The organism is Bifidobacterium sp. RTP21102st3_E2_RTP21102_210122 (assembly GCF_040916945.1).
Classification (GTDB): domain Bacteria; phylum Actinomycetota; class Actinomycetes; order Actinomycetales; family Bifidobacteriaceae; genus Bifidobacterium; species Bifidobacterium longum.
This window is the reverse complement of sequence record NZ_JBCPAN010000002.1, coordinates 384,160-407,148: the sequence shown is the minus strand read 5'-3', so window position 1 is coordinate 407,148 and position 22,989 is coordinate 384,160. Positions and strand designations below refer to the sequence as shown.

At 60.2% G+C, this 22,989-nt stretch carries 20 protein-coding genes; 11 read left to right on the top strand and 9 right to left on the bottom strand.

What is annotated here, in order from left to right; translation table 11 throughout:
* Positions 1 to 42 precede the first annotated feature (42 nt).
* Positions 43 to 918: a bifunctional methylenetetrahydrofolate dehydrogenase/methenyltetrahydrofolate cyclohydrolase gene (locus AB5287_RS03730; RefSeq protein ID WP_007053562.1), complete on the bottom strand. Its 876-nt coding sequence runs from the start codon at positions 916 to 918 to the stop codon at positions 43 to 45.
* Between the two features lie 103 nt (positions 919 to 1,021).
* Between AB5287_RS03730 and AB5287_RS03725 the strand changes: the two genes are divergently transcribed.
* The 3 genes from AB5287_RS03725 to AB5287_RS03715 all read left to right on the top strand — a co-directional run bounded on the left by AB5287_RS03725 (position 1,022) and on the right by AB5287_RS03715 (position 4,181).
* Entirely contained in the window at positions 1,022 to 2,218 is a 1,197-nt protein-coding gene (locus AB5287_RS03725) for a metal ABC transporter solute-binding protein, Zn/Mn family (protein ID WP_007053563.1), read from the top strand.
* Between the two features lie 172 nt (positions 2,219 to 2,390).
* Entirely contained in the window at positions 2,391 to 3,281 is an 891-nt protein-coding gene (locus AB5287_RS03720) for an ABC transporter ATP-binding protein (RefSeq protein ID WP_007053564.1), read from the top strand.
* Positions 3,282 to 3,347: 66 nt separating this feature from the next.
* Positions 3,348 to 4,181, top strand: coding sequence for a metal ABC transporter permease (locus AB5287_RS03715; protein ID WP_007051913.1), 834 nt, complete (start codon positions 3,348 to 3,350; stop codon positions 4,179 to 4,181).
* A gap of 51 nt (positions 4,182 to 4,232) precedes the next feature.
* Here AB5287_RS03715 and ispF read toward each other — a convergent pair whose 3' ends face one another.
* Both ispF and AB5287_RS03705 read right to left on the bottom strand, forming a co-directional pair.
* Positions 4,233 to 4,757 carry a 2-C-methyl-D-erythritol 2,4-cyclodiphosphate synthase gene (gene ispF, locus AB5287_RS03710; protein WP_014485748.1) on the bottom strand — a complete coding sequence of 175 codons (525 nt, stop codon included), beginning with the start codon at positions 4,755 to 4,757 and terminating at the stop codon, positions 4,233 to 4,235.
* A gap of 108 nt (positions 4,758 to 4,865) precedes the next feature.
* Entirely contained in the window at positions 4,866 to 5,459 is a 594-nt protein-coding gene (locus AB5287_RS03705) for a CarD family transcriptional regulator (protein WP_007053566.1), read from the bottom strand.
* Positions 5,460 to 5,636: 177 nt separating this feature from the next.
* Here AB5287_RS03705 and glgB point away from each other — a divergent pair, with 177 nt between their 5' ends.
* From glgB to AB5287_RS03685, 4 genes are all read left to right on the top strand, one after another.
* Positions 5,637 to 7,889, top strand: a complete 2,253-nt coding sequence (gene glgB / locus AB5287_RS03700; protein ID WP_007055110.1) for a 1,4-alpha-glucan branching protein GlgB — start codon at positions 5,637 to 5,639, stop codon at positions 7,887 to 7,889.
* A 35-nt stretch (positions 7,890 to 7,924) separates the two neighbouring features.
* A complete protein-coding gene (locus AB5287_RS03695; protein WP_007051909.1) occupies positions 7,925 to 8,647 on the top strand; it encodes a response regulator transcription factor in 723 nt (240 codons plus the stop codon).
* Positions 8,647 to 9,720, top strand: coding sequence for a cell wall metabolism sensor histidine kinase WalK (locus AB5287_RS03690; protein ID WP_007053568.1), 1,074 nt, complete (start codon positions 8,647 to 8,649; stop codon positions 9,718 to 9,720). Before AB5287_RS03695 ends, AB5287_RS03690 begins: the two co-directional genes overlap by 1 nt.
* Before the next feature lie 67 nt (positions 9,721 to 9,787).
* Positions 9,788 to 10,174 (top strand): LexA family transcriptional regulator, encoded by a 387-nt coding sequence (locus AB5287_RS03685; protein ID WP_007058417.1) that lies wholly within the window; start codon positions 9,788 to 9,790, stop codon positions 10,172 to 10,174.
* Here AB5287_RS03685 and AB5287_RS03680 read toward each other — a convergent pair.
* Both AB5287_RS03680 and AB5287_RS03675 read right to left on the bottom strand, forming a co-directional pair.
* Positions 10,090 to 10,812, bottom strand: coding sequence for a ComF family protein (locus AB5287_RS03680; protein WP_007051906.1), 723 nt, complete (start codon positions 10,810 to 10,812; stop codon positions 10,090 to 10,092). The two genes, AB5287_RS03685 and AB5287_RS03680, sit on opposite strands and share 85 nt — an antisense overlap.
* Before the next feature lie 9 nt (positions 10,813 to 10,821).
* Positions 10,822 to 11,628: an HAD-IIB family hydrolase gene (locus tag AB5287_RS03675; protein ID WP_368220674.1), complete on the bottom strand. Its 807-nt coding sequence runs from the start codon at positions 11,626 to 11,628 to the stop codon at positions 10,822 to 10,824.
* A gap of 154 nt (positions 11,629 to 11,782) precedes the next feature.
* Between AB5287_RS03675 and AB5287_RS03670 the strand changes: the two genes are divergently transcribed.
* Positions 11,783 to 12,145, top strand: a complete 363-nt coding sequence (locus tag AB5287_RS03670; protein WP_007053570.1) for a metallopeptidase family protein — start codon at positions 11,783 to 11,785, stop codon at positions 12,143 to 12,145.
* Between the two features lie 102 nt (positions 12,146 to 12,247).
* Here AB5287_RS03670 and AB5287_RS03665 read toward each other — a convergent pair whose 3' ends face one another.
* From AB5287_RS03665 to AB5287_RS03655, 3 genes are read right to left on the bottom strand one after another with little or no spacing between them, the layout of a single operon-like run.
* Complete coding sequence (locus AB5287_RS03665; RefSeq protein WP_007053571.1) at positions 12,248 to 13,789, bottom strand: DUF5719 family protein; 1,542 nt, start codon at positions 13,787 to 13,789, stop codon at positions 12,248 to 12,250.
* Positions 13,786 to 16,881, bottom strand: a complete 3,096-nt coding sequence (locus AB5287_RS03660; RefSeq protein ID WP_131294241.1) for a glycosyltransferase family 2 protein — start codon at positions 16,879 to 16,881, stop codon at positions 13,786 to 13,788. The genes AB5287_RS03665 and AB5287_RS03660 overlap by 4 nt, the downstream gene beginning before the upstream one ends.
* 43 nt (positions 16,882 to 16,924) lie before the next feature.
* Positions 16,925 to 17,224, bottom strand: a complete 300-nt coding sequence (locus tag AB5287_RS03655; protein ID WP_007051901.1) for a WhiB family transcriptional regulator — start codon at positions 17,222 to 17,224, stop codon at positions 16,925 to 16,927.
* A gap of 250 nt (positions 17,225 to 17,474) precedes the next feature.
* Here AB5287_RS03655 and AB5287_RS03650 point away from each other — a divergent pair, with 250 nt between their 5' ends.
* The 3 genes from AB5287_RS03650 to AB5287_RS03640 all read left to right on the top strand — a co-directional run bounded on the left by AB5287_RS03650 (position 17,475) and on the right by AB5287_RS03640 (position 21,296).
* Entirely contained in the window at positions 17,475 to 18,908 is a 1,434-nt protein-coding gene (locus tag AB5287_RS03650) for an LCP family protein (protein ID WP_021975633.1), read from the top strand.
* 169 nt (positions 18,909 to 19,077) lie between these two features.
* Positions 19,078 to 20,904 carry an FtsK/SpoIIIE domain-containing protein gene (locus tag AB5287_RS03645; protein WP_007051899.1) on the top strand — a complete coding sequence of 609 codons (1,827 nt, stop codon included), beginning with the start codon at positions 19,078 to 19,080 and terminating at the stop codon, positions 20,902 to 20,904.
* A 113-nt stretch (positions 20,905 to 21,017) separates the two neighbouring features.
* Entirely contained in the window at positions 21,018 to 21,296 is a 279-nt protein-coding gene (locus AB5287_RS03640; protein WP_003835265.1) for a WhiB family transcriptional regulator, read from the top strand.
* A gap of 72 nt (positions 21,297 to 21,368) precedes the next feature.
* On the opposite strand, the gene AB5287_RS03635 is transcribed toward AB5287_RS03640, so the two are convergent.
* Positions 21,369 to 22,856 carry a sensor histidine kinase gene (locus AB5287_RS03635; RefSeq protein WP_007051898.1) on the bottom strand — a complete coding sequence of 496 codons (1,488 nt, stop codon included), beginning with the start codon at positions 22,854 to 22,856 and terminating at the stop codon, positions 21,369 to 21,371.
* Positions 22,857 to 22,989: the final 133 nt, after the last annotated feature.

Below are 22,989 nucleotides of genomic sequence, written 5' to 3'. Positions count from 1 at the left end.
ACTCACAATACAAGCAACTCTGCCCAAATTTCCTAGGAAACTCTAGGCGTGTCGTTCGGCCATTTCCACGACGTTGGCTAGGAGCATGGCTCGGGTCATGGGACCCACGCCTCCGGGGTTGGGGGTGTAGGCGGAGGCCTTGTCGTAGCAGGCCTTGTCCACGTCGCCCTTGATGCGGTAGCGACCGGCTTCTTCGTCGTAGACGCGGCTGACGCCCACATCGACCAGCACGGCGCCGTCCTTGATTTTGTCGGGCGTCACGAATCCGGCCGAACCCATTGCGGCGACGATCACGTCGGCGCGGCGCATGTGGTCGGCCACATCCCGGGTACCGGTGTGGCACAGGGTGACGGTGGCGTTGACGGCGTTGCGCGTGAGCATTAGGCCAATCGTGCGGCCAATGGTGATGCCGCGGCCAAGCACGCACACTTCCTTGCCGTTCAGATCAATGTCATAGGCGTCGAGTAGCTCGAGCACACCGCGCGGAGTGCAAGGCAGCGGCGTCGAAATGTCGCCGCGCACATGCAGCACCAGTTCGCCAAGGTTGTACGGGTGCATGCCGTCGGCATCCTTGGCCGGGTCGATCATGTCGATGATCGCGTTCTCGTTGATGCCCTTGGGCAACGGCAGCTGGACGATGAACCCGGTGCAAGCCGGATCTTCGTTGAGTTCGCGTACGGCAGCGGCGATGTCGTCGAAGCTGGCGTCCGCCGGCAGTTCCTTCTTGACTGAGGTAATGCCCACTTCCTGGCAATCGGCGTGCTTGCCGGCCACGTACTTCATCGACCCGGGGTCCTCGCCCACCAGCAGCGTGCCCAGCCCCGGTTGGATGCCCTGCGCCTTGAGCTTGTTCACTCGCTCGGCAAGGTTGGTCTTGATTTCGGCCGCAATCTGCTTACCGTCGATTTTTGTGGACATCAACGCCCTCCCCTGTAGTTTCGGTGCATTCTATCGAAACGATAGGCTATCGTTGGAACAAGTCAGGATTATATATCGTTCGCTCTCACGAAGAAGGCGTGCCATGGGGACTCAAATCACACGACTTACGCGACTCGCCGCAGCCGGCCTGAGCGCCGTCCTGTTGTTCGCGACCACCGCATGCGCAGCCACCTCCCCCGCTGAAACCGAGCCGGACAACAAGACCAGCGTTCCCGCACCGACCGGGCCGATCAATGTGGTGGCCTCCCTCAATCAATGGGGCTCGCTGGCCGCCGAGCTGGGCGGCGATGATGTGGAAGTCACGTCCATCGTGAACTCCACCAATGTGGATGCCCACGATTTCGAGCCAAAGACCTCGGATGTCGCCAAGCTGTCCAAGGCCCAAATCATCGTGGCCAACGGTGCGGGCTACGATTCCTGGGCCACCAAATCGATGACCAAGACCACGAATATCGTATCCGCCGCTTCCGTCATGGGTGCCGTCGAGGGCGATAACCCGCATCTGTGGTTCTCCAAAGACGCTCGATCCAGCATGGCCACGGCCATCACCGATGCATATATAAAGGCACTCCCCAGCAAGAAGAAAGCCTTCCAGAAGCGGCTCAAGGCATGGCAGGCGGACGAGAAATCGTTGGAAACATGGGCGTCCGAGTTCACCAAGTCCCACTCCAACCTCACCTATGCAGCCACCGAACCCGTGGTCTATTATCTGATGGCCGATCTTGGGTTCAAAGATCAGACGCCCAAGGGGTATACGCAATCGACCGCTTCCGGCGGCGAACCGGCACCCGCGGACCTGCAGTCTTTCCAGAAACTCATCGAAGACAAGGGCGTGGATGTGCTGGTCAACAACACGCAGGAAGCCAGTGACGCGACCAATATGATCACTGGCGCTGCCGGTCGCGCCGATGTGCCGGTAGTCGACGTCTCCGAACAAATGCCCAAGGACGCCGACACGCTGAACGCCTGGATCAACCAGCTCATCAACACCATCATCGACGCGGTGGATCCAAGCTATGGCTGCGAAGACGCCACGGACGGCGATACCGCGGACAGCAACGCGAATTCCGATGATTCCAGCGCCGAAGGCTCCGCCACGGATGATGCCAATGCGCAAGACTCCAAGGCCAGCACCGGTTCCAGCACGGACCCCAAGTACATCCGTCAGTGCAAGGCGGCCGCATCCAGTGACTCATCTCAGGATTCGGCAAAGGCCGATGCCGCCAATGGCGATTCCGGCGATGCCTCCGGCAACGACCAGACCGACTCCGGCAAATAGTTAGAAGCAAAGGACACCGGCATCGGATTCGTGCCAATGCCAATAGACGCCTTGCATGAGAAGGGTTGTGCGACCATTGTCGAGATGGCCGCACAACCCTTCTCTTTGGTTATCACCATCCGTACACGATATTGAGAACGATTGTCAGCATCGTTTGCCACAATCGGGCGTTATGAGTGAAACTTCCGATTGCATCGTGTTCAGCGATGCCGCCATCAAGCGTGGCGACCATATCATCTGGCAGCATGGCACCTTCGCCATTCCCACCGGTTCGGTCACGGCCATCGTCGGCACCAACGGCACCGGCAAAACCACGATGATGAGGGCCGAGCTGGGCCTTTTGCCGCTCTGTCATGGCAGCCTGACCGTGCTGGGCAAGCCCGCAGGCGAGATGAACAAACGCATCGGATATGTGCCGCAGAGCTATGTGGCGAATGTCGATTCCAATCTCACCGCCGAACAATCCGTGTTGCTGGGCCTGACCGGCACCCGATTCGGCATCCACCCCATCACCAAGGCCCAGAAAGCCAAAGCGCTCGAGGCGATGGAGTTCACCGGCATCGCCGACAAGGCGCGGTACCGTCTGTCCGAACTGTCCGGCGGTTTGCGCCAGCGTGTGGCCATCGCCCAGGCGTTGGTGTGCGACCCACAACTGCTGATGCTTGACGAGCCGTTGGCCAACCTCGATCTGGCCAGTCAGCGCGCCACCGTACACGTGCTGGCCAAGCTGAACCGCGAACTGAACATGACCATCCAGGTGGTTGCGCACGATCTCAATATGCTCTTGCCGATTCTGACCGGTGCCGTCTACTTGCTCGACGGTCACCCGCACTACGCCGATATGCACAAAGTGCTCGACTCCGACCTACTCACCCACCTCTACGGCACACAGGTGCAGGTGGTCACCACTCCGCAGGGAGACATGTTCGTGACCCCGACGCCGGATGAGCTCCAGGACCAGCCGCAGGATATGCACACGGCAGCCGAAGTGGCGCAATTGCACCATCACGAGCACGGCAATGCCACCAATGGCAGTGCCGCCATCAGCGCCGAGAATCGATAACATCAAGCGAGCCGACCCACAGCCCATCAACGGACTGCAGCTCAGGCATGGAGAAAATACAGAGACATGAGCACCATCAACTTTTCGTATGATCCCGAATGGCTGGATACACTGTCCGCTCCATTCATGACCAACGCCTTCATCGCCGGCCTGTGCATTGCCCTAGCCGCCGGTGTCATGGGATACTTCACCATCGCCCGTCGTTCCACCTTCGCGGCCCATGCGCTGGCCCATATCGGTCTGCCGGGCGCGACCGGCGCGGTGTTGCTCGGCCTGCCCGTGTCACTGGGCATGGGCGTGTTCGCACTGGGCGGCGCACTGGTGATCGGTGCTTTGGGCAAGCGCGTTTCCGAGCGTGAAATCGCCACCGGCACCGTGCTGGCCTTCGCCACCGGCTTGGGTCTGTTCTTCGCGCGATTGTCGAGTTCCGCCTCCCAGCAGATGCAGTCGATCCTCTTCGGCTCGATCCTGACCATCACCACCGGCCAGATCATCGGCTTCGCCGTGTTCGACGTACTGCTGCTGGCATTGTTGGCCATCATCTACCGCCCGCTGCTGTTCAGCTCGCTGGATGAGCAGGTGGCACAGGCCAAGGGTGTGCCGATCGGGCTGATGAACGTGGCGTTTATGGCGATTATGGCCGGTGTGATCACCATCGCCGTGCCGGCAGTGGGCACCTTGCTGATTTTCGCACTGGTGATTACGCCCGCGGCCACCGCCAATATTCTGGCCGGCTCCCCATTCAAGGCAATGGTGATCGCCAGCGTGCTGTGCTTGGTGTCGATTTGGGCCGGACTCGTGCTGTCGGCGATGTTCCCCGCTCCCCCGAGCTTCATCATCGTGACGCTTTCCACCCTGTTCTGGGCTATCGCCAAAGCCGTGGAGACGATGCGGAAGTAATCTCATCCATTTTTTCTTGCCCCCGCTGGCGAATTCATAGCGGGGGCTTTGTTATATCTTCTCCACCAAGGCAGTGGCGATGGCGGCGATGCCTTCGCCGCGGCCAGTGAATCCCATATGGTCGGTGGTGGTGGCAGTAACCGATACCGGGCAACCAACCGCCGCAGACAGGGCGGCTTCGGCTTCAGCACGGCGTGTGCCGATTTTCGGGCGGTTGCCGATGATCGCCACCGAGGCCGATGCCGGCGTATACCCGTTGGATGCCAGATGCGCCACAACTTCTTGCAACATATCGATGCCATGCATTCCGGCACCATGCGCGTCCGCACCGACACCGAACAGTGAACCAATGTCTCCCAATCGGGCGGCGGCAAGCAACGCGTCAATCAGAGCGTGCGCGGCCACATCGCCATCGGAATCGCCTTCGATCCCCTCGTATTTGGCGGCATCGGCCTCGCTGCATGAATCAGGCACCGGCCAGTAGAGCCCGGCAATCCACAGTTCACGGCCTGAGCCAGCAGGCGCAAAACGGTGAGCGTCAAAACCTTGCCCTATCAGCACTCCTACAGACCCCATGCAGTCCCCTTCGATGGCGTTGCCCAGACGAACGGCAGCAAACGATTATGAATCACGAAGCCCCGGCGCATCGCATAAGGACACGACCGGGGCCTCAAAACAATCAAATCACTTCTTCTTGGACTTCTTCTCGGCTTCAACACGAGCCAAAGTATCGGCCGCGGCCTCTTCGGGCTCGGCGGTGTGATGCTTGTCGTCACCGGGCTGAGCGGGCTCGTAGCCCAGATTCACGTCGAGCAGACGCTGGGCTTCCGCCTCGTCGATCTTCTCGGACAAGGCGATCTCAGAAGTCAGAATGGCACGGGCCTTGGTGAGCATGCGCTTCTCGCCCGCGGACAGGCCGTGCTCGTCGACATCGCGCTGGGCGAGATCGCGAACCACTTCGGCGATCTTGTTGACATCGCCGGTGGCGATCTTTTCGACGTTCAGCTTGTAACGGCGAGACCAGTTCATCTCTTTCTCGATGATCGGGGTCCGCAGGATGCCGAACACCTTGGCCACTTCGGATGCGGAGACGATGTCACGCACACCGACCTTCTTGGCATTGTCCACGGGAACGTTGATGACCAAACCATCGGAAGAGAGTACGGACAACTGCAGATATTCGCGCGTCACTCCCTTGACCGTCCGCTCGGTAATGGCCTCCACCTTCGCTGCACCATGACGCGGATAGACGACCATATCGCCGACTTTGTAAGACATGTACCCTCCGAGAACTGACGGCTTACACACGAAAACTCGAATAATTATGCCATGCGGTCTGGACCACCCCTATGAGAGCGCTCACAACCACGGAAACACAACGAAAAGGGCAAGAATTCGCCATTTTCGACGCGCCAATGTAGCGTTTTCGACTTCAACGCACGTAGACTTTGGGACATGGCTGAAGAAACGAAGATCAAGGAAGATACCGTCACCGTGCCTGTCGCCCAAGGCGACCTCGATGCGACGAGCAATGCTGAATTCTACAACCCCCACGGAGTTCTCGGCGGGCATCTCGGCATCGGCAAGCATGCCGACACCGCCACAATCCGCGTGCTGCGTCCGCTTGCCAAGTCCGTGACCATCCTCACCCAGGATGGCGAATACCCGATGACCCACGAATACAACGGCGTGTTCGTGGTTACCGTGCCGGCTTCCGGCACTAAGAAGCAGCCCACGATTCCCGACTACCGTGTCAGGACCGAGTGGGAAAGCGGCGCAGTGCTCATTGAGGACGACCCATATCGCTATATGCCCACAGTCGGTGACATGGACACCTATCTGTTCGGCGAGGGCCGTCACGAGAAGCTCTGGGAGACGCTTGGCGCGCATGTGCTGCGCTATGACGATCCGATGGGCGGCGCAGACGGCACGCCCGGCGAACAGGTGGTAGGCACCGCATTCTCCGTGTGGGCCCCGAACGCCCATGCCGTGCGCGTAGTCGGTAACTTCAACGCTTGGGATGGCCGCCGTCATGCCATGCGCGAGCTCGGCTCCTCCGGCGTGTGGGAGATCTTCATCCCCGGAATCGGCGCGGGCGAGACCTACAAGTTCCAGATCCTGAACGCCAATTACACGTGGGAGATGAAGGCTGACCCGATGGAGCGTCAGCACGAAGTTCCGCCGAACACCGCCTCCATCGTCACCGAATCCACCTACAAGTGGAACGATGACGCCTGGATGCAGCACCGCCGCACCACCAACCCGCATGATGGCCCGGTCTCCATCTATGAGGTGCACGCCGGCAGCTGGAGGCAGGGACTGACCTACCGCGACCTGGCCAAGCAGCTCGTGGACTACGTCAAGCAGGAAGGCTTCACCCACGTGGAGTTCATGCCACTGGCCCAGCACCCGTTCTCCGGCTCCTGGGGCTATCAGGTCACCGGCTACTATGCGGTCGACTCCCGTCTCGGTTCCCCCGACGACTTCCGTTACCTGGTCGACCAGTTCCATCAGGCCGGCATCGGCGTGATCATGGACTGGGTGCCCGCCCACTTCCCGAAGGATGCCTTCGCGCTCGGCCGCTTCGACGGCACCCCGCTGTACGAGGACCCGGACCCGCTGCGCGGCGAACACCCTGAATGGGGCACCTATGTGTTCAACTTCGGACGCCGCGAAGTACGCAACTTCCTGGTGGCCAACGCCCTGTTCTGGCTTGAGGACCTGCACGTCGATGCACTGCGCGTGGATGCCGTCAGCTCCATGCTCTACCTCGACTACAGCCGCGAACCCGGCCATTGGCGCCCGAACATCTACGGCGGACGCGAGAACCTGGAGGCCATCGACTTCCTCAAGGAGGCCACCGCCACCGCGTACAAGAACAACCCCGGCGTCATGGTGATCGCCGAGGAGTCCACCGCATGGCCGGGCATCACCGCCCCCACTTCCGCCGGCGGCATCGGCTTCGGCATGAAGTGGAACATGGGCTGGATGCACGACACCCTCGAGTATCTGCACGAGGAGCCCATCAACCGCAAGTGGCACCACAACGAGATCACCTTCTCCATGGTGTACGCCTACTCCGAACACTACGTATTGCCCATCAGCCACGACGAAGTCGTGTACGGCAAGGGTTCCCTGTACGGCAAGATGCCGGGCGATGACTGGCAGAAGCTGGCCGGCGTGCGTTCGATGTTCGCCTATCAGTGGGCTCACCCAGGCAAGAAGCTCTCCTTCATGGGCAACGAGCTGGCCCAGTGGGGCGAGTGGGATCACGACGCCTCCATCGATTGGGATTGCCTGAACTGGCAGGAGCACCGTCAGGTCCAGACCATGGTCGCCGACCTTAACGCCTTCTACAAGGCGCATCCGGCACTATGGAGCCAGGACTTCGACCCGGCCGGCTTCCAGTGGCTGACCAGCGACGATGCCGACCACAACACGCTGAGCTTCCTGCGCATCGGTACCAAGGGCGAGACCTTGGCCGTGGTGGTCAACTTCTCCGGTGAGGCCTGGTCCGATTACCAGGTGGCGCTGCCCACCGGCGGCAAGTGGACCGAAGTGTTCACCACCGATGACGCCAAGTACGGCGGCTCCGACATCCACAACGGCACCTTCGAAGCGGTCGAGGGCGAATATCATTCACGTCCGTTCTCGGCGAAGATCACCGTTCCGGCTCTGGGAGTTGTATTCTTGAAGCCGGAAGACTGAACTGGTCAACAGGCTGAAAGGTAACCGGTTTATTTATGCTCAATACCACAGCGCGTCAGAATACGACACCGCGCACGGTGCTGGTGGTCGAGGACGAGCCCACGCTCGCCACGGCCATCGCCCAGCGCATCACCGCTGAAGGATGGACCGCTCGCGTGGCCGGGGACGGCGCTTCCGCCGTCCAGGCCGCGTCCCAGCTACGCCCCGATCTGGTGATCATGGACATCATGCTGCCGGTTATGGATGGTCTAGAGGCCACCAAACGCATCGTCGCCGAACGTCCGGTGCCGGTGCTGATCCTCACCGCACGTGATGACGAGGCCGACAAGGTCATCGGTCTGGGAGCGGGTGCCGATGATTACATGACCAAGCCGTTCTCCATGCGCGAGCTTATCGCCCGCTGCAAGGCGCTGCTGCGCCGCGTGGAGCGTGCGAAGGTCATCGCCAAGAACTCGGAGAACGAGAAGCTGCTCGACTTCGGTTCGATGGTCATCGACCCGGCCCAGCGCATCGTCACCGTGAACGGCGAACAGGTGCATCTGACCCCCACCGAGTTCGATCTGCTGGCCACGCTGGCCCGCCGCCCGAAGTCGGTGCTCACCCGCGAAAAGCTGCTCGAAGAGGTCTGGGACTGGGTCGACGCATCCGGCACCCGCACCGTCGACAGCCACGTCAAGGCGCTGCGCCATAAGCTCGGTGCCGATACCATCCGCACCGTGCATGGCGTGGGCTACGCTTTCGAGCCGCCGACCGCGTGATGGCATCCAAAAAACAACAGCAATCCCGGCTTGATGCGATGAAACCTCGCGTCAAGCCGGTTGATTTGTTCTCATCTCTGAAGCTGGAACTCAGCGCACTGATCGTTATCGCCACTGCCATCGCGTTTGCCATGTGCTGGTTCCTCCTGAAATTCGGCTGGTCCGGTTGGATCGCCATGCCGCTGACTTTGGTGGTGGCCTTGGGCATCACCTATTTCTTCTCTCGCGGCATCACCGCTCCCCTACGCCAGATGCGCGATGTGGCCGAAGCCATGGCGGATGGCGATTACACGGTCCGCGTGGATATCGATCAGGATCGTCATGACGAGGTCGGCAAGCTGGCTCGCTCGTTCAACGAGATGGCCGGCGAACTCGAGCATGCCGATAAAATGCGCCGCGACATGATCGCCAATGTGAGCCATGAGCTGCGCACGCCCGTTTCCGCTTTGCAGGCGATGGTCGAGAACATGGCCGACGGCGTCACCGAGCCCACTCCCACCAATCTGGAGAGCATCCTCACCCAAACGCAGCGTCTCTCCGATCTCATCGCCTTCCTACTGGACCTGAGCCGTATGGAGGCCGGTGCGGCGAGTCTGAATATCGAAAAGTTCAACTTCGCCGACTTTCTTGACGAGACCATCGAGCCGTTGGAAATCGCCGATGGTGGCCACGCCCACGACATCCGCGTCACCGTGCCGGCCGACATCACGATGGAAGGCGATCAGGACCGCCTGCGCCAGCTATTCACCAACATCATCGCCAACGCGCTGAAACATTCGGCCGACGGCACCACCGTGCTGGTCGACGCCCACGAGGACGAAAACCAAGGCACCATCGTGACCAATGTGGTGAATTTCGGCTCCCAGATTGCGCCTTCCGACCGTTTGGACATCTTCCGGCGCTTTGTCAAAGGCAAGACGGGTCCCGGCACCGAGTCGGGCGGCACCGGTCTTGGCCTGTCCATCGCGCGCTGGGCGGCCCAATTGCACGGTGGCACCGTCAAAGTGGTCGACGACACGCGAGGTGCCGATTTCGAAATCATCCTGCCTAAATATCACATCGCCGAACGCTGATATTGTCCGACGTCCTACCGTATACTGTATTCGAACAGATGTTCGAATACAGGGTGGGAGGCGCAGCATGACACAGCAATCCGAGTCACAGGCCATGGCGCACGAGGCCACGCTGTTTGTTATGCAGATGGCCGGCGATTCCATGATCAATGCCGGTATTCACAACGGCGATCTGCTGATTGTCGATCGTTCGTTAACACCAGTCCCCGGAGATGTGGTTGCGGCTGTCATGGACGACGAAATCGCCATCAAGCGGCTGGTTTCACGGGCCGGCATCACCATATTGCACGCCGAGAATCCGCGATACCCCGATTACATGCCGAGCAACGGCGCTTCGCCTGCTATCTGGGGCATCGTAACCGATGTCATTCACCCGTTGATATCGTCATCGGACCGTCGCACCACGGCATCCGCCAATACCAGCACGCCCACCACCTTGGTGCCGGCCTGCTGAAACGCCTGAACGCATTGCCGCACAGTGGCACCTGTGGTGACGATATCATCAACGAGAAGCACCGCGTCGCCATTGCCGATGAGATCACGCTTCACCCTGACATGACCGGTGATACGACGGGCACGCTGTGCCGAAGAGACCTGCTGCACGGAGCGTGCCTTGGTGGAGGAGCTCAGGGCATTGCATGGTCGCGCATCGACGCCGTACCCACGCAATGCCCCTGCCACCGATTTGGCCAACGGTGCCGTATGGGCACGTCCTCTTCGGCGCATTGACGCCCGCGATGATGGCACCGGAACCACCAATACGCGATGACCCAAGCATGATGATGGTATTGGCGTCTTGTTCAGCAGCGACACCATGATGCGGCCGAACGGGCCGTCAAGCTCGGTATCGTCGTGGTCCTTCCAGTCGAGAATGGCACGACGTACCGCTCCCTGATAAATCGATGCGGACCATATACGGGCTCCGCCACCACTGTCTGCATCCCGTTCCCGGCATTGCGCGAACAGGGCCCAGCATGCCGCACACAATACCTCATCCGGCGCGTCACACCCAGCGCAGCCGCGTGGAAACAGCAGATTGCAGACCTGTGCCCACATCGCATGCCACCACTTGTATACGCTCGGCCCGTCCATAACGCGTCACTATCGAGCTGGAGTATCGAATCGCGCAAGCAGTGCATCCAGCAGTTGTACCGTATCTTGCGGATTCTCAACACGAACACCGATCGCACCGGCCTCAACCGCGGGATAGTCATTACCCGTAGGCGTCATGCGATCACCCACGAACACCATTTCATCGGCCCGTATGCCAAGTGTCTGCGTCAGCTTGCGCACGGCATAGGCCTTATCGATGCCGCATTCGCTGACATCCACACTGGTGTATCCGCCGGCCCTGACCCGCATATGCGGCAGATCGGCCTTGACCGCTTCGACCAGCGCCTGTTTCTTCGTGTTATCGCGATCCCATGCCTGCTTGGCCGCTACGGGCGCGAACTGCCCAAGAGCGGAGAAGGTGATCTGGCTGCCCCTGTTCTCGATTCGAGGCCCCCATACCTGCTGTTCCCACAATCCCAGTTCCCGGGCATGTCGCTCAAGACTTTCCGAGACAGCGGCCACGGTGGCTTCGGACAGATCATGCGCATACACCAAGGCCCATTGCGTGCCATCCCACCGGTAATACCGGGAGCCGGAGGTAGGCACGACATGCAGATTGCCGCGCCTGGCATTCGGGGTGAGTACATCCAGCACCTGCGAGGTGACCACCGCCATGCCGCCCCCTGAGATCAGGGCCACCACCGTATGGTCGAGCAACGCACAGAACCGTTCGATCATCGCGGGCTTCATCGGCTGTTTTGAGCTGGCCAGTGTGTTGTCCAAATCGAAACCGAACACCTTGGCGTTGGAGCAGACATTATCGAAATCAAGTTCGGACCACGAACGTACCACCATTTGTCGTGCCTCCCTCGTTGACGAATGTTCACAGCCAATGAACCAATCCTAACGCATGTTGCCTCCGCCATGCCCTATGGTGGGAACCATGCTTCAGCCACCTTGGAACGCACGAATCTACCGCAACCGCCACGGTCGCGGCACACGAACCCCGATGTTCGGCACCCGTCTGCCCCGTTACCGCACTCGCACCGGCATGTTCGACGATATGGTGGCGGCCCAGGTTCGCAGGCTCGGCCAAGCGTGGCCGGAACTGATACGTCCGCTCCAGTTCGCGGTGGAGGATGTGCCGCCTTCGGATCCGACGCCTTGGCAGACCGAGCCGAATATGACGTCCCAGTGCTTCCCCGCCAGCCACGGCATTCCCGCACGAGTCGTGCTCTACCGCATGCCGTTGCAGACCGAGGCACCTACCAAGCTCGAACTGCAATTGGCCGTCAGGGATGAGCTGGTGGCCCGCATAGCGGAATTGTATGGGCGCAGGCCCGAGGAAATCGACCCCGACTGGGGCCTGTGACAACACTGCGGGCCGTGTCACTTGTAATAAGGTAGTGGCACGGCCCGCAGCTATATCGCCGCCGAAACATCATCAGACTGACGCTTCGGCGAGCATACCCTTCTACTTGACGATGGAGGAATCGTTCCGAGCCCAGACATGAACCGTGGCGGGCATCAGCGTTGAAGCGTCGATGACGGACAATCCGGCGATGTCCTTGTCTTGCAACGAATCGTGACTGAACCGCGCTCCCCAGCTCACTTTCTTGGATGAGTCCTCCAACATCAGCACGACCGCGGTGCCATGATCGCCGGAAAGATTGCCGGCTTCAATCGTTTGTGCTGCGTTCGCATCCAGTGTGATTTCCTTGGAGGTTACCGAAGCACCGGCATCATCGTAGGCGCGCAAGGTGACCGTCCTGCGCGCATTGGACGTATTGGCCAGCGTGATGGAGGCCTTTACTCCGTCGGGAAGGGCCAACCCCGAGAATTCGGATGGCTCGCCGGCATTGACCAATGCGAAATCGGCTTGGCCGGAGTCACCGGAGCGTGTGGCCTTGACGGAGAACGACACGGCGTCCTCTGCGGTGGACATCACGCCCAACGCCCCATCAGGAGCTTCTCCCAAGTCGATCGCCGTCACTTTATCAGCAGTGACGGTGGCATCTTTGGCGGGAACCAAGCCTTTGGCGGTAATCCATGACAGCCCGGTGCTGGTGTCTGCCTTGGCGAACAGATAAGCGGTGACCGCATCGCCGGCAGTGATGGACGGCGCCACCGATGCATTGGATGCGGTCGGCAGCGGCAGCGCGAAATCAGAACCCTTCGGTGTCAGACCATCCATGGTCACCGTGCGCACCACGGACGCGATAGGAGTCTCCTTGCTGGAAACGGTCACGAACAGACCATGCTGCCCATCGACCGCGGCGGACAGTTCCATCGAGGACTCCCCCTCGGCTGGCACAGACAGCGTGGATTGGGTGGACAATGCCATTTTCCCGGCTGTCTCGGAACCCCAGACGGCAATGTCGACGGTGGTCGGCTTGGTGGAGAGATTCGAGACGATGAGCTGCTGTGTGGTACCGGTCGTGCTGTCGGAGAGCAGGAACGACTGGCTGAGCGAGGTCGATACGCAGGATGCCGCCGATATGCCTCTCACATCGCCATCATCGGCCCATGATGCGATGGTGCCGACGGTGCCGGTGCCAGCTGCGGCCTGCAGCATACGGGTATTGATCAGACGAGCTCCCTGATTGATCTTCTGAGCACCGGTTTTCACCGAGGAATCGTCGGTCGAATCGGCGTCTTTCAAAGTTACGTCATCTGAACTGGACTTTTGTCCGATCGCCGAGACAGTGGCGCTGTAGACGGAGCCGAACGCCGCATAGCGCGCTTGTGTGCTCAGATTGCCGACAGTGGCCTGGAAGGCGCTGTCGCCGTACGTGCCGGTATCGGCCAATCCTATAGGTGCCGGGCAGTAGGTTTCGGACTGGGTCGGACTAACGGTCTGGTCGATGGCATTATCGGAAGCGGCCACCTTATCCACCCAGATATTGGGGATGGGGGCCATGACGAGAACGACGAACAGCGCAATCAACACCAGCATGGTGATCACACCGAGCACGATGCCGATCGCACGTTTGAAACCAGAAGTTTTGTTGCTCATGCCTGCTCCTCCAATCCGTAGGACGGTCGTCTGCGAGGCATGGCGACCAAGCAGTACAACGCCGTGATCACACCTAGGCATATCAGCCAGGCGTGCCTCCAGACACTATGCTGTGCACGTTGCTGCCATGAGGTATCCACCTGCTGTGAGGCGCTGCTACGCAGCGTCAGACGATAGTAGCTGCCGCTATCCGTGGAGACCAGGGACTGGGTGCCGTTCGATGCGGCGATATTCGCGCTCAACTGTTCATACGGCATGTCGTTCAAGGAATCGCCGGTCTCGGGAACCACGTAGATGCCGCCGAATCCAAGCGCGCTGATGGCCGCGATGGCCTCTTCGTCGGGATTGGACAGCAGCGAGGCACAGGACTGGGCCAGTTGTTCGTCAACCGCATCATGCTTGCCGGACAGCAGGCGCGCCCGCTGGACCGGAGAGCTGTCGATCAAATCGCCGCGCGAGGTGCGCATCACCGCATAGTTGACGATGTTGCGGGTCTCCGCGCTCACGGCAAGCACACGATGATCGGCACCGGCCTCCAGATAATCGGTGGTGACCATGGGCAGGCCGTTTTCAGACACGCCCAGTCCCGCATCCTTATGACGTTCGATGCCATACATGCATTGGATGCCAATGCAGCACACCAGTATCAGAGCAAGCACCACACGGCCAGACACGATGAGCACATGCAGACGGTCCTTTTTCGATGCGGGATCACTGCCAGACGCATGCAACGGTTGGAATCGCTTCACCGCCCCACCAGCGACGAGACACACGCAGGCGAGGAAGCCCAATATCATCATCGCGATGCCCGGCTGCGCGGAACCGGCCACGACACCATCGGCATCCACGGTTATGGCCACACGGCTGGAGACCAGGGCGAGCGCGCCTCCGCAGACGATTACCACCCACATCAGTCGCGAGGTCCGCAACGCGAACGGCAGCACCAGCGAAGCAAGAGCAAGCAGCGTGATGACGCCAAACAGCACAGTGACCGCCAAATCGGCATAATCAGTCGACCCCATTCGCCATCCCAGCGCACGCTGTGCGGCCTCAAGCAGACTCAGCGACGCCGGCGACCCGTTGGCGGATGACGTTGGCACCGTGATGTCGCCGAACAGTTGACGCCACATGCCCAAATCGGCGTAACGCACCGCATTGACGAGCGTAGGAGCCACCGCAAAGGCGGCAGGAACCGGAATTAGCAACAGCATGGCGCGCTTGCGACGCACGAATAGCAGGAACATCAGGAACACGACGATCAGCGCGAACAGCAGCTGCGGTTCAGCGGCCACCACAGGGATGAAGCACAGTGCGGCGATGGCCGCGGCCTGAACGGATGTGCGCGGCTTGAGCGGGTCTTCGGTATGGTACATGCCCACGGCACGGAACACGAATGCGAACGCGGCCGGCAGGAACACCATTACGGTAAGCATCGGCATATTGGCCTGCGCATACCAGCCGAACATAATGCCGGTGGATGCCCACAGCAGTCCTCCCAGCACACGAACCACGTCCGAGCGGGTGAATACGCCCGCCAGCGCCCAGAACGACAATGCGCTCAGCGGCGCGGCCACAAACAGTATCATCGCCAAAGCGGCGGTCACATGGCCGAGCGTGACCAACGAGGCCAGCATCAGCACCAGCAGCCACGGCGTGGGCGGCGCAGGAATGCCGGTGCCGCTGCCAAACACCCACGGCGTGGTGGCGGACTGCACCAGTTGCGTGAAGCTGGCACCGGTGGGAAGCAACACATCGGAATACAACGATCCGCCGGAGAATATCGAACGGAACACCGGCCAATACATCACCGCGATGGCCGCAAAGCACACCAGCGCCATCACCACGGCCGCGCTCCAGCGATATATGGTGCGTGTCCGCAGATGGGCACGTTCCAGCGGACTGAGCAGCACTCTGCCCTGCTGGGATTGGAATGCATCCCGACGATCATGGAACTGCTTGATCTGCTGGCTGTCTGCGAACAAGACATGCAGGGACGATGCGGCGACCTTCGATTGTCTGGCCACCAGACTGCGTGATTTCATGTTTCCCGCGATATCGGCCAAGGCCAGCCATGGCAGGCACAATTGCACCCATGCTTCATACGGCTTCTTGCCGAACATCATGGATATGGCCATGCCAAAACTGCGGAGCAGCCTCCACAGCCAGACGATAAACCAGGACGACATGGCCAGGTCCGTGTACAGATACCGCTGTTGGGAGCGATGCACCGTCATCGCATGATTGACCGTGTGATCGTCCTTAAGCGGTTCCCCGCCTCGCGTACGAATGCCCTCATACCGTGCGCGACGATGTGATATCTCCGCTTGCGGGACAACCACCACGCGTCCGCCGCTCAGGCAGACACGGCGGCAGAAATCAACCGATTCGCTGTAGGTGGTCAGCCAGGCATTGATGCCCCGCAGTCGCGTGAATTGCGACATGGACACCAGCGCGCCTGCCAGCGACACCGCAAACACATCCTGCCGCCCGTCATACTGCTCCTGATCGGGTTCTCCATCGACCACCAGGGAATGCACGGCGTGGTGACCCGCATACATACCGACATCATGCAGATGGGAGCCTTCCCAATCGCACTGTTTGCACCCGAGCACACTGGCGCCCGGCGTATTGCGCCACGCCTCAAGCAATCGTTCAAGGCATGAGTCATCCGAAGGGCGGGAATCATCATGGAGCAGCCACAATGCGCGGGGAGCGTCATCCAGATCGGCACGATCCAATGCCCGGCTGACCGCATCGCCGAAGGAGCGTGCGCCCTTGGCCGAGACGATGTGAATGGTCACATGCTTGGACTGCGGCACCTCCATCACCGGCCCCGATGGCGAGGGGATGACCTCGAACGAGGTGGTTATCCTCGAACTGGTGCGCCCGGTCGCGTCGGCGATGATGACGACCCCCGGAAGAACATTCTGCGTCAATACCGAACGCAATGTAGACCGGAGGAAACGCATATCCTCCTCAACGGTGATCACAGCCGTAATGCCGGTATCCACATCCTGCCTATGCGTATATGGTCGAGAAGACATGGCGTCGGCCAACGCCTCATGAATATCGCTATTACCTGTCGGACTCATAAACTCCCAGTGTACGCACCAGACTTGAAGGGGGTGTGTGGAGCTACGCCCGCTCCCGGTGCTCTCGCTTATATCGACGGCGTTCGCGCTCGCTCATGCCACCCCAAATACCGAATCGCTCATCATGGTCGATGGCCCATTTCAGGCATTGCTCACGCACTTCGCATTTTGCGCACACACGTTTGGCATCACGGGTCGAGCCCCCCTTTTCCGGGAAGAACGCCTCCGGATCGGTTTGCGCGCACAACGCCTTGTGCTGCCAAGATACATCGCCATCAGGTCGGAATAGTCCCCACAATTCGTGCCATGGCTCTTCGGCTGAATCGTCGACCACACCCCACATGCGATTCTCCTTGCCTATTGAGCTTTTCATACGGACTAAATTACACACATGCAATTTCGGTTTTGTCAAATTCTTTCTCGTGTCATTACATCATTTTTATGGAACTGTGTGCTATGGCGTGAACGCGATGCCCTGACGCCGTTGCACATGATATTGTGCCGTTCCTGCGCAGGAACACCATAGCGCAGGAACACCCGGCGGATGCTGTGTCAAAGTGTCATTCAGACAATCGACAGTTTCAGGAGGGGTTATGACGCAGGAATCAGGTGGGGCGGATCCGCATATCAACCCGCCAAGCTTCATTCCTGCGGGAAATCGACGCACCCGGCCTTCCGGGCAGGTGCCACGCTCCTTCGCCCCCGCCCGAACCTCGCGCCAGTCAGGTCAAGCTCCATCGGCCCGTCCGTCCGTCACGGGAAATGACATCGAAGAGCCTCAACTGAACGCCAACGCCACGGCAAGCGCCAACGTCGCGGACAACGGCAGGCGGACTCCGCCCAGTTTTTCTCCGAAAACCGGACGCGCCACTCGCAGCACGGCTCCGGATGCCGCCGCACCGCGCAGCATTCCGCCGTCGCGAGCGCGGATGTCTTCCGGCTCATCCCGCAACGCCGTGCGCAATCCGTCGGATATGCCGGTTTCCCGGCCCTCATCGCCAGCAGCAAACGTGTCCACGAAGTTCAGCCATCTTGGCCGGCCGGCGGCGGCAACGGCGAAAACGGTAACGGCACGCCGTCCGCGAGCCTTACGCATCACCCTATGCGCAATCGCGGTACTGGTGGCGGCGTTGATTCTTTCCGTTTTCGGTGCCTGGCAATGGGTGGACAGCAAACTGAATCGGAGCGACTGGCTGACCGACACCCCCAACACGCCGGCCTCGACTTGGCTGATTCTTGGCTCCGATGAGCGTGACGGTTCCACCGATTACGGCGGCGTAGACAATATCTCTGGCTTCAGGACCGATACGATTCTGGTGCTGATCAAGCCCAAAAGCGGGCCGAGTTCGTTGGTTTCCATTCCCCGCGATTCGCTCATGAACGTCGATAACCAGTACATGAAAATCAATGCGGTGGCGCTGATTGCGGGCAAGAAGGCTTTGGTAAGCAACGTCGAGCAGATCACCGGCCAGAAAATCGATCATGTGGCACAGATCAAGTTCGGCGGTCTGCAGAACGTGGTGAACGCCTTGGGCGGTATCGAACTGTGCTATGACGAGGATGTTCAGGATTCCTATTCCGGACTGAACTGGAAGGCGGGATGCCATACGGCGGATGGTTCCACCGCATTGTCCTTCTCTCGTATGCGATATGCCGACGCGCGAGGAGACTTCGGACGCAACGAACGCCAGCGACAGGTCATCTCGGCCATCGTCAAGAAGGCTTCCAGCAGTGAGACCCTGACCAATCCGTCCAAAATCGTGGCAGTGTCCAATGCCGCGATGAGCGCACTCACCGTGGACGAGAAGACCAACCCTTACACGTTGCTCACCATGGCGTTGGCGTTCAAAAGCGCCACCGGCTCGAATGGCATCTCCGGCAGCGTGTACTGGTCCGACCCCGATTATTACGTTGATGGCGTTGGTTCCTCGGTGCTGCTTGACGACGCCAAGAACACCGAACTGTTCAATCAACTTGCCGACGGCACGTATAAGGCCGGCACCGTGGGCAATCTGGCGGAAGGCTGACCGACGCTTTCCCGGAGCCCATCGGCTTCATCATCGGCGCATGATCGTCACCGTTGCCTACACCACCAATCATGCACGGGCAAAATGTCATGTGGATAACTCGGCAAGCTAGAACCACATACCTTGATTCGGCTTGCGCTTTCGGCATGCGTTCCCCCACGCTGGAAGCATGACATCACAGCAGAACGATTCGAAGCGACATTCCGTCCATACGGCATCCGCCGTATCCCGGGCGAAGCACCGTTTGGGCGCGCCGCCATTGCGCGCCCGCCTGACCATGTTTGCCGCGGCATGCCCGATGATCGCGCAGGCATTGATGATGGTCATACTGCTGTTGCACGGGCAATGGCTGTTCGCCGCCATGATCGCACCGGGCATATTCGCCTGTCTCGTGTCCCTGCTGCTGACGCTCCCCTCGCCTCCAGGCCCGGAGAAGGCTCCCGATCCGCAACAGGCAACGATCGATGTCGGTATCACGGGCGACGCCGATGACCGCGCCGCAGACCTCCGTCATGCGCCGTCGCAGCCGATAGAATCGCTGCTGCACTTCGCACGCCTGCCATGGCGCGCCATTGTGGGCCGCTGGCTTGAACCCCTTGACCTTGCGGTGCCGATCGGCATGACCGGAAGCGAGCCGCTGATGCTCGATCTGAACCGTCAGGGGCCGCATGCTCTGGTGGCCGGCACCACTGGTTCCGGAAAATCCGTGTTGCTGCAAAGCTGGTGTCTGGCGCTCGCCTCGATGAACGGGCCTGAGCATCTGAATTTCGTGTTCTTGGATTTCAAAGGCGGTTCCGCGTTCCGCAAACTCGAACGGTTGCCGCATACCGTGGGCAGCGTATGCGATCTGGATCTGGCGCATGCCGTACGCGCGTTGCGTGCGCTGGAAGCCGAACTGACACGCCGTGAACAGCTGTCCGCCGCTGTCCATGCTTCCGATATCCGCGATATGGTCAATCCACCACCGCGCCTGATCGTGGTCATTGACGAATTCCATGCCCTGAAGGACCAGCTCCCGGATTATGTGAATCGTCTGGTGCGTATTGCCTCGCTCGGCAGGTCACTGGGCATGTATCTGATCGCCTGTACGCAGAATCCCATGGGTCAGGTCAGTGCCGATATGAAGGCGAATATGTCCGTCAGCATTTGTTTACGGGTTCGGGACCGTCTGCAATCATGCGAGCTGCTTGGCGATGGTCGTGCCGCCGACCTCAGTCCGGCAATGCCCGGTGCGGCGTTCTGCAACGATTCCGAACAGGTGACGGCATTCCGCTGTGCAACGGCACGCGATATCGATGCGGTGTGCCGCCAGATCGCGTTCGCATCGCGGTTCGTCGGAAGCCCGCCGCAACCGTCCCTGTTTACCGCGCCACTCCCCCGGCACGTAAAAGACCGGACTGTGGCCGACCACGCACCGCAACGCATTCGATTTGGACTTGCCGACGATGGCATCAACCTGCGAGAGGCGACGGTATCCCTCACCGGTGGCAATATCGGTGTCATCGGCCCGCAGGGGCGCGGCAAAACCACGTTGCTGAAAACATTGGCTCGACACGCCAGCATGGCTGATGGCTTGGCGGTACGTGTCAGTTCCCCGCATCGTCGGGTATGGAGCTCGCAATGGCTTCATGGCGGCCGCTGCACGCCGTATGCCAGCTCGGATGCACCACCGCCTCCGCATATCGTGTGGTTCGTCGACGACGCCGATGAGTTGTTCGACCCATTCCGCACCGACGAGCAGGCGCTGTCTTTCACACATGCGTTGGCCGATGAGTCCGTCAGCGTGGTATTCGCCGTCAGCACGATTCGCCCGATACGTATACCGGAGCATTGCAATACCAGAATCGTGTTCCCGTGCGGGGAGAGAACGTCCGATCTTATGGCCGGAGTCCCCGCTCGCCTATTGGATATGATGAGTCATATCGATGCCGACAACGCGGGCCGGGCCGTGCTCATCGAGGGCACATCGGCATGTCTGGTGCAGTGCGCTTCGTGAAAACTTCGGTTTTTTCTCGGCAAAACCTCTTGAAAATCACCACGGTTCGTGGTTACCTTGGTACTGGGCTTAAGGAACAACACCAGCCACGGGGCTTTTAAGGGAGGCAAGCAATGAGCAGCGCTTTTGATTGGCGAGCCAAGGCCGCATGTCGTGACAAGGATCCGGAACTCTTCTTCCCGGTGGGCAACACCGGTGCAGCCTATCAGCAGATTGAGGAGGCCAAGGCCGTGTGCCGCACCTGCAAAGTGATTGACGCATGCCTGAAGTGCGCACTGGACACCAATCAGGATTACGGCGTGTGGGGCGGCTTGAGCGAAGATGAGCGTCGTGCGCTGAAGCGCCGCGCCATGCGCGCCCGCCGTTCTCAGGCCATGCAGATGCAAATCTGATGTTTTGATTATCGCTTCGTCATACTAGGAAACCCTCCCGCTTGGGAGGGTTTCCTCATTTCGGGCTTCGCATCACTCGTCCTGAGCAGCCCTGAGCTTCATATCAAGCACCACGCGGGTGCCGCCTTCGCGGCGCGGCTCCCAATGCACGGAACCACCGAAATCATTGGTCACAAAGGTGTTGATGATCTGCGTGCCCAAACCGGAACCGGAAGAACGAGCCAATCCACCCTGTTCTTCGGAGCCGAGACCGGAACCGTCATCCTCGACCACCACATTGAGGTTCGGGCCGGAGCGGCCCACGGAAATCGTGATATGGCCATCCTTGCGGCCTTCGAACCCATGCTCCACCGAATTGGTGATGAGCTCGGTCAGCACGAGGGACAGCGGCGTGGCATCCTGAGCGGGCATCATGCCGAACTTGCCCATGTAGTTGATATCGATGTGCTGGTCTTTCATCGTGGCTAGGTCCACGGCCATGCGCAGCAGGTTGGCGATCACCTTGTCGAAGTCGACGACCTCGTCGGCGGTCTGGCTCAATCCCTCATGCACCATGGCAATGGTCTGCACGCGGCGTTGCGCCTCCTGCAATTCCTTCTTGACCTCATCCGACTTGGTCTTACGAGCCTGAAGCCTCAGCAATGCGGAGACGGCCTGCAGGTTGTTCTTGACACGATGGTGAATCTCGGAAATCGTAGCGTCCTTGGTCTGCAGCTCCTGCTCACGACGGCGCAGCTCGGTGACGTCACGGCATAGCAGAATCGCTCCGATACGGCCGTTGTTGTCATACAAGGGCAACGAGCGCATCGAGACGGCGGAACGGTTGGCGTTGAGTTCGGAGTCGACCGCGGCTTTGCCTGTCAACACCAACGGCAGGGTTTCCGGAACAGGGTCGTTCTCCTTCAATAGCTGTGTGCCGAGTTCGCTGAGGTAATGGCCAGGCATGGTGGTCAGCAGACCGAGACGCCTAAAGCAGCTGATGGCGTTCGGGGCTGCGTATCGAACCACGCCGTCCATGGTCAGGATGATGAAGCCGTCCGCCACGCGAGCGATATGGCGTTGGCTCATCACCGAATCCTTGTAGGGGAATTGGCCTCGCGGAATCATCTCGTACAGATGCTTGCCGGCGTTGATGCTTTCCGACTCATATCGGCCGTTGGATTCTCGTGTGGCCATATTGGTCTCACGCACGACCAAGCCCAAGGTCTTGCCATTGTGCCGAACCGGCGCGTACACGTTGCAGACGGTCGCCTTGCCCACGGTTCTCAATACCGTGGAGCGGAACACCACGCTGGAGAGCATGGCGGCGTCCAATTCGCCGACCATGTCGTCCGGCATGACGTTTCCCACCACGTCTTCCGCCCGCAGCGTCATAACGGTGGATGGACGGCATTGCTCGGCCACCACGTATTTGCCATCGCCATCCTGTACCAGCAGCAGCAGATCGGCAAAGCTCAAATCGGCGATCACCTGCCAATCGGCGACAAGATGATGCAGCCACTCGCGGTCCTCGTCGTCGAAGTCGGGGCGCGTTGCAAGGATATGTGAAAAATCAGCCATATCCCTATCATACGCAGACGCACCGCCGCCGTCGCGGCAAGCCACACGGGCAAGTACGACGACTATGACGACATCGCATCTTCAATACCGCGCCAATCGCGTTGCACGGCTTCCCGCCCGTGGCCAAGGTGCC

What these genes read in the sequence shown, in the direction of transcription:
- AB5287_RS03645 (WP_007051899.1), top strand. Translation starts at nt 19,078, where the DNA reads ATGACATCACAGCAGAACGATTCGAAGCGACATTCCGTCCATACGGCA.
- AB5287_RS03635 (WP_007051898.1), bottom strand. Translation starts at nt 22,856, where the DNA reads ATGGCTGATTTTTCACATATCCTTGCAACGCGCCCCGACTTCGACGAC.
- AB5287_RS03660 (WP_131294241.1), bottom strand. Translation starts at nt 16,881, where the DNA reads ATGAGTCCGACAGGTAATAGCGATATTCATGAGGCGTTGGCCGACGCC.
- AB5287_RS03680 (WP_007051906.1), bottom strand. Translation starts at nt 10,812, where the DNA reads ATGGACGGGCCGAGCGTATACAAGTGGTGGCATGCGATGTGGGCACAG.
- AB5287_RS03695 (WP_007051909.1), top strand. Translation starts at nt 7,925, where the DNA reads ATGCTCAATACCACAGCGCGTCAGAATACGACACCGCGCACGGTGCTG.
- AB5287_RS03650 (WP_021975633.1), top strand. Translation starts at nt 17,475, where the DNA reads ATGACGCAGGAATCAGGTGGGGCGGATCCGCATATCAACCCGCCAAGC.
- AB5287_RS03665 (WP_007053571.1), bottom strand. Translation starts at nt 13,789, where the DNA reads ATGAGCAACAAAACTTCTGGTTTCAAACGTGCGATCGGCATCGTGCTC.
- ispF (WP_014485748.1), bottom strand. Translation starts at nt 4,757, where the DNA reads ATGGGGTCTGTAGGAGTGCTGATAGGGCAAGGTTTTGACGCTCACCGT.
- AB5287_RS03675 (WP_368220674.1), bottom strand. Translation starts at nt 11,628, where the DNA reads ATGGTGGTACGTTCGTGGTCCGAACTTGATTTCGATAATGTCTGCTCC.
- AB5287_RS03715 (WP_007051913.1), top strand. Translation starts at nt 3,348, where the DNA reads ATGAGCACCATCAACTTTTCGTATGATCCCGAATGGCTGGATACACTG.
- AB5287_RS03720 (WP_007053564.1), top strand. Translation starts at nt 2,391, where the DNA reads ATGAGTGAAACTTCCGATTGCATCGTGTTCAGCGATGCCGCCATCAAG.
- glgB (WP_007055110.1), top strand. Translation starts at nt 5,637, where the DNA reads ATGGCTGAAGAAACGAAGATCAAGGAAGATACCGTCACCGTGCCTGTC.
- AB5287_RS03705 (WP_007053566.1), bottom strand. Translation starts at nt 5,459, where the DNA reads ATGTCTTACAAAGTCGGCGATATGGTCGTCTATCCGCGTCATGGTGCA.
- AB5287_RS03690 (WP_007053568.1), top strand. Translation starts at nt 8,647, where the DNA reads ATGGCATCCAAAAAACAACAGCAATCCCGGCTTGATGCGATGAAACCT.
- AB5287_RS03725 (WP_007053563.1), top strand. Translation starts at nt 1,022, where the DNA reads ATGGGGACTCAAATCACACGACTTACGCGACTCGCCGCAGCCGGCCTG.
- AB5287_RS03640 (WP_003835265.1), top strand. Translation starts at nt 21,018, where the DNA reads ATGAGCAGCGCTTTTGATTGGCGAGCCAAGGCCGCATGTCGTGACAAG.
- AB5287_RS03670 (WP_007053570.1), top strand. Translation starts at nt 11,783, where the DNA reads ATGTTCGGCACCCGTCTGCCCCGTTACCGCACTCGCACCGGCATGTTC.
- AB5287_RS03655 (WP_007051901.1), bottom strand. Translation starts at nt 17,224, where the DNA reads ATGTGGGGTGTGGTCGACGATTCAGCCGAAGAGCCATGGCACGAATTG.
- AB5287_RS03685 (WP_007058417.1), top strand. Translation starts at nt 9,788, where the DNA reads ATGACACAGCAATCCGAGTCACAGGCCATGGCGCACGAGGCCACGCTG.
- AB5287_RS03730 (WP_007053562.1), bottom strand. Translation starts at nt 918, where the DNA reads ATGTCCACAAAAATCGACGGTAAGCAGATTGCGGCCGAAATCAAGACC.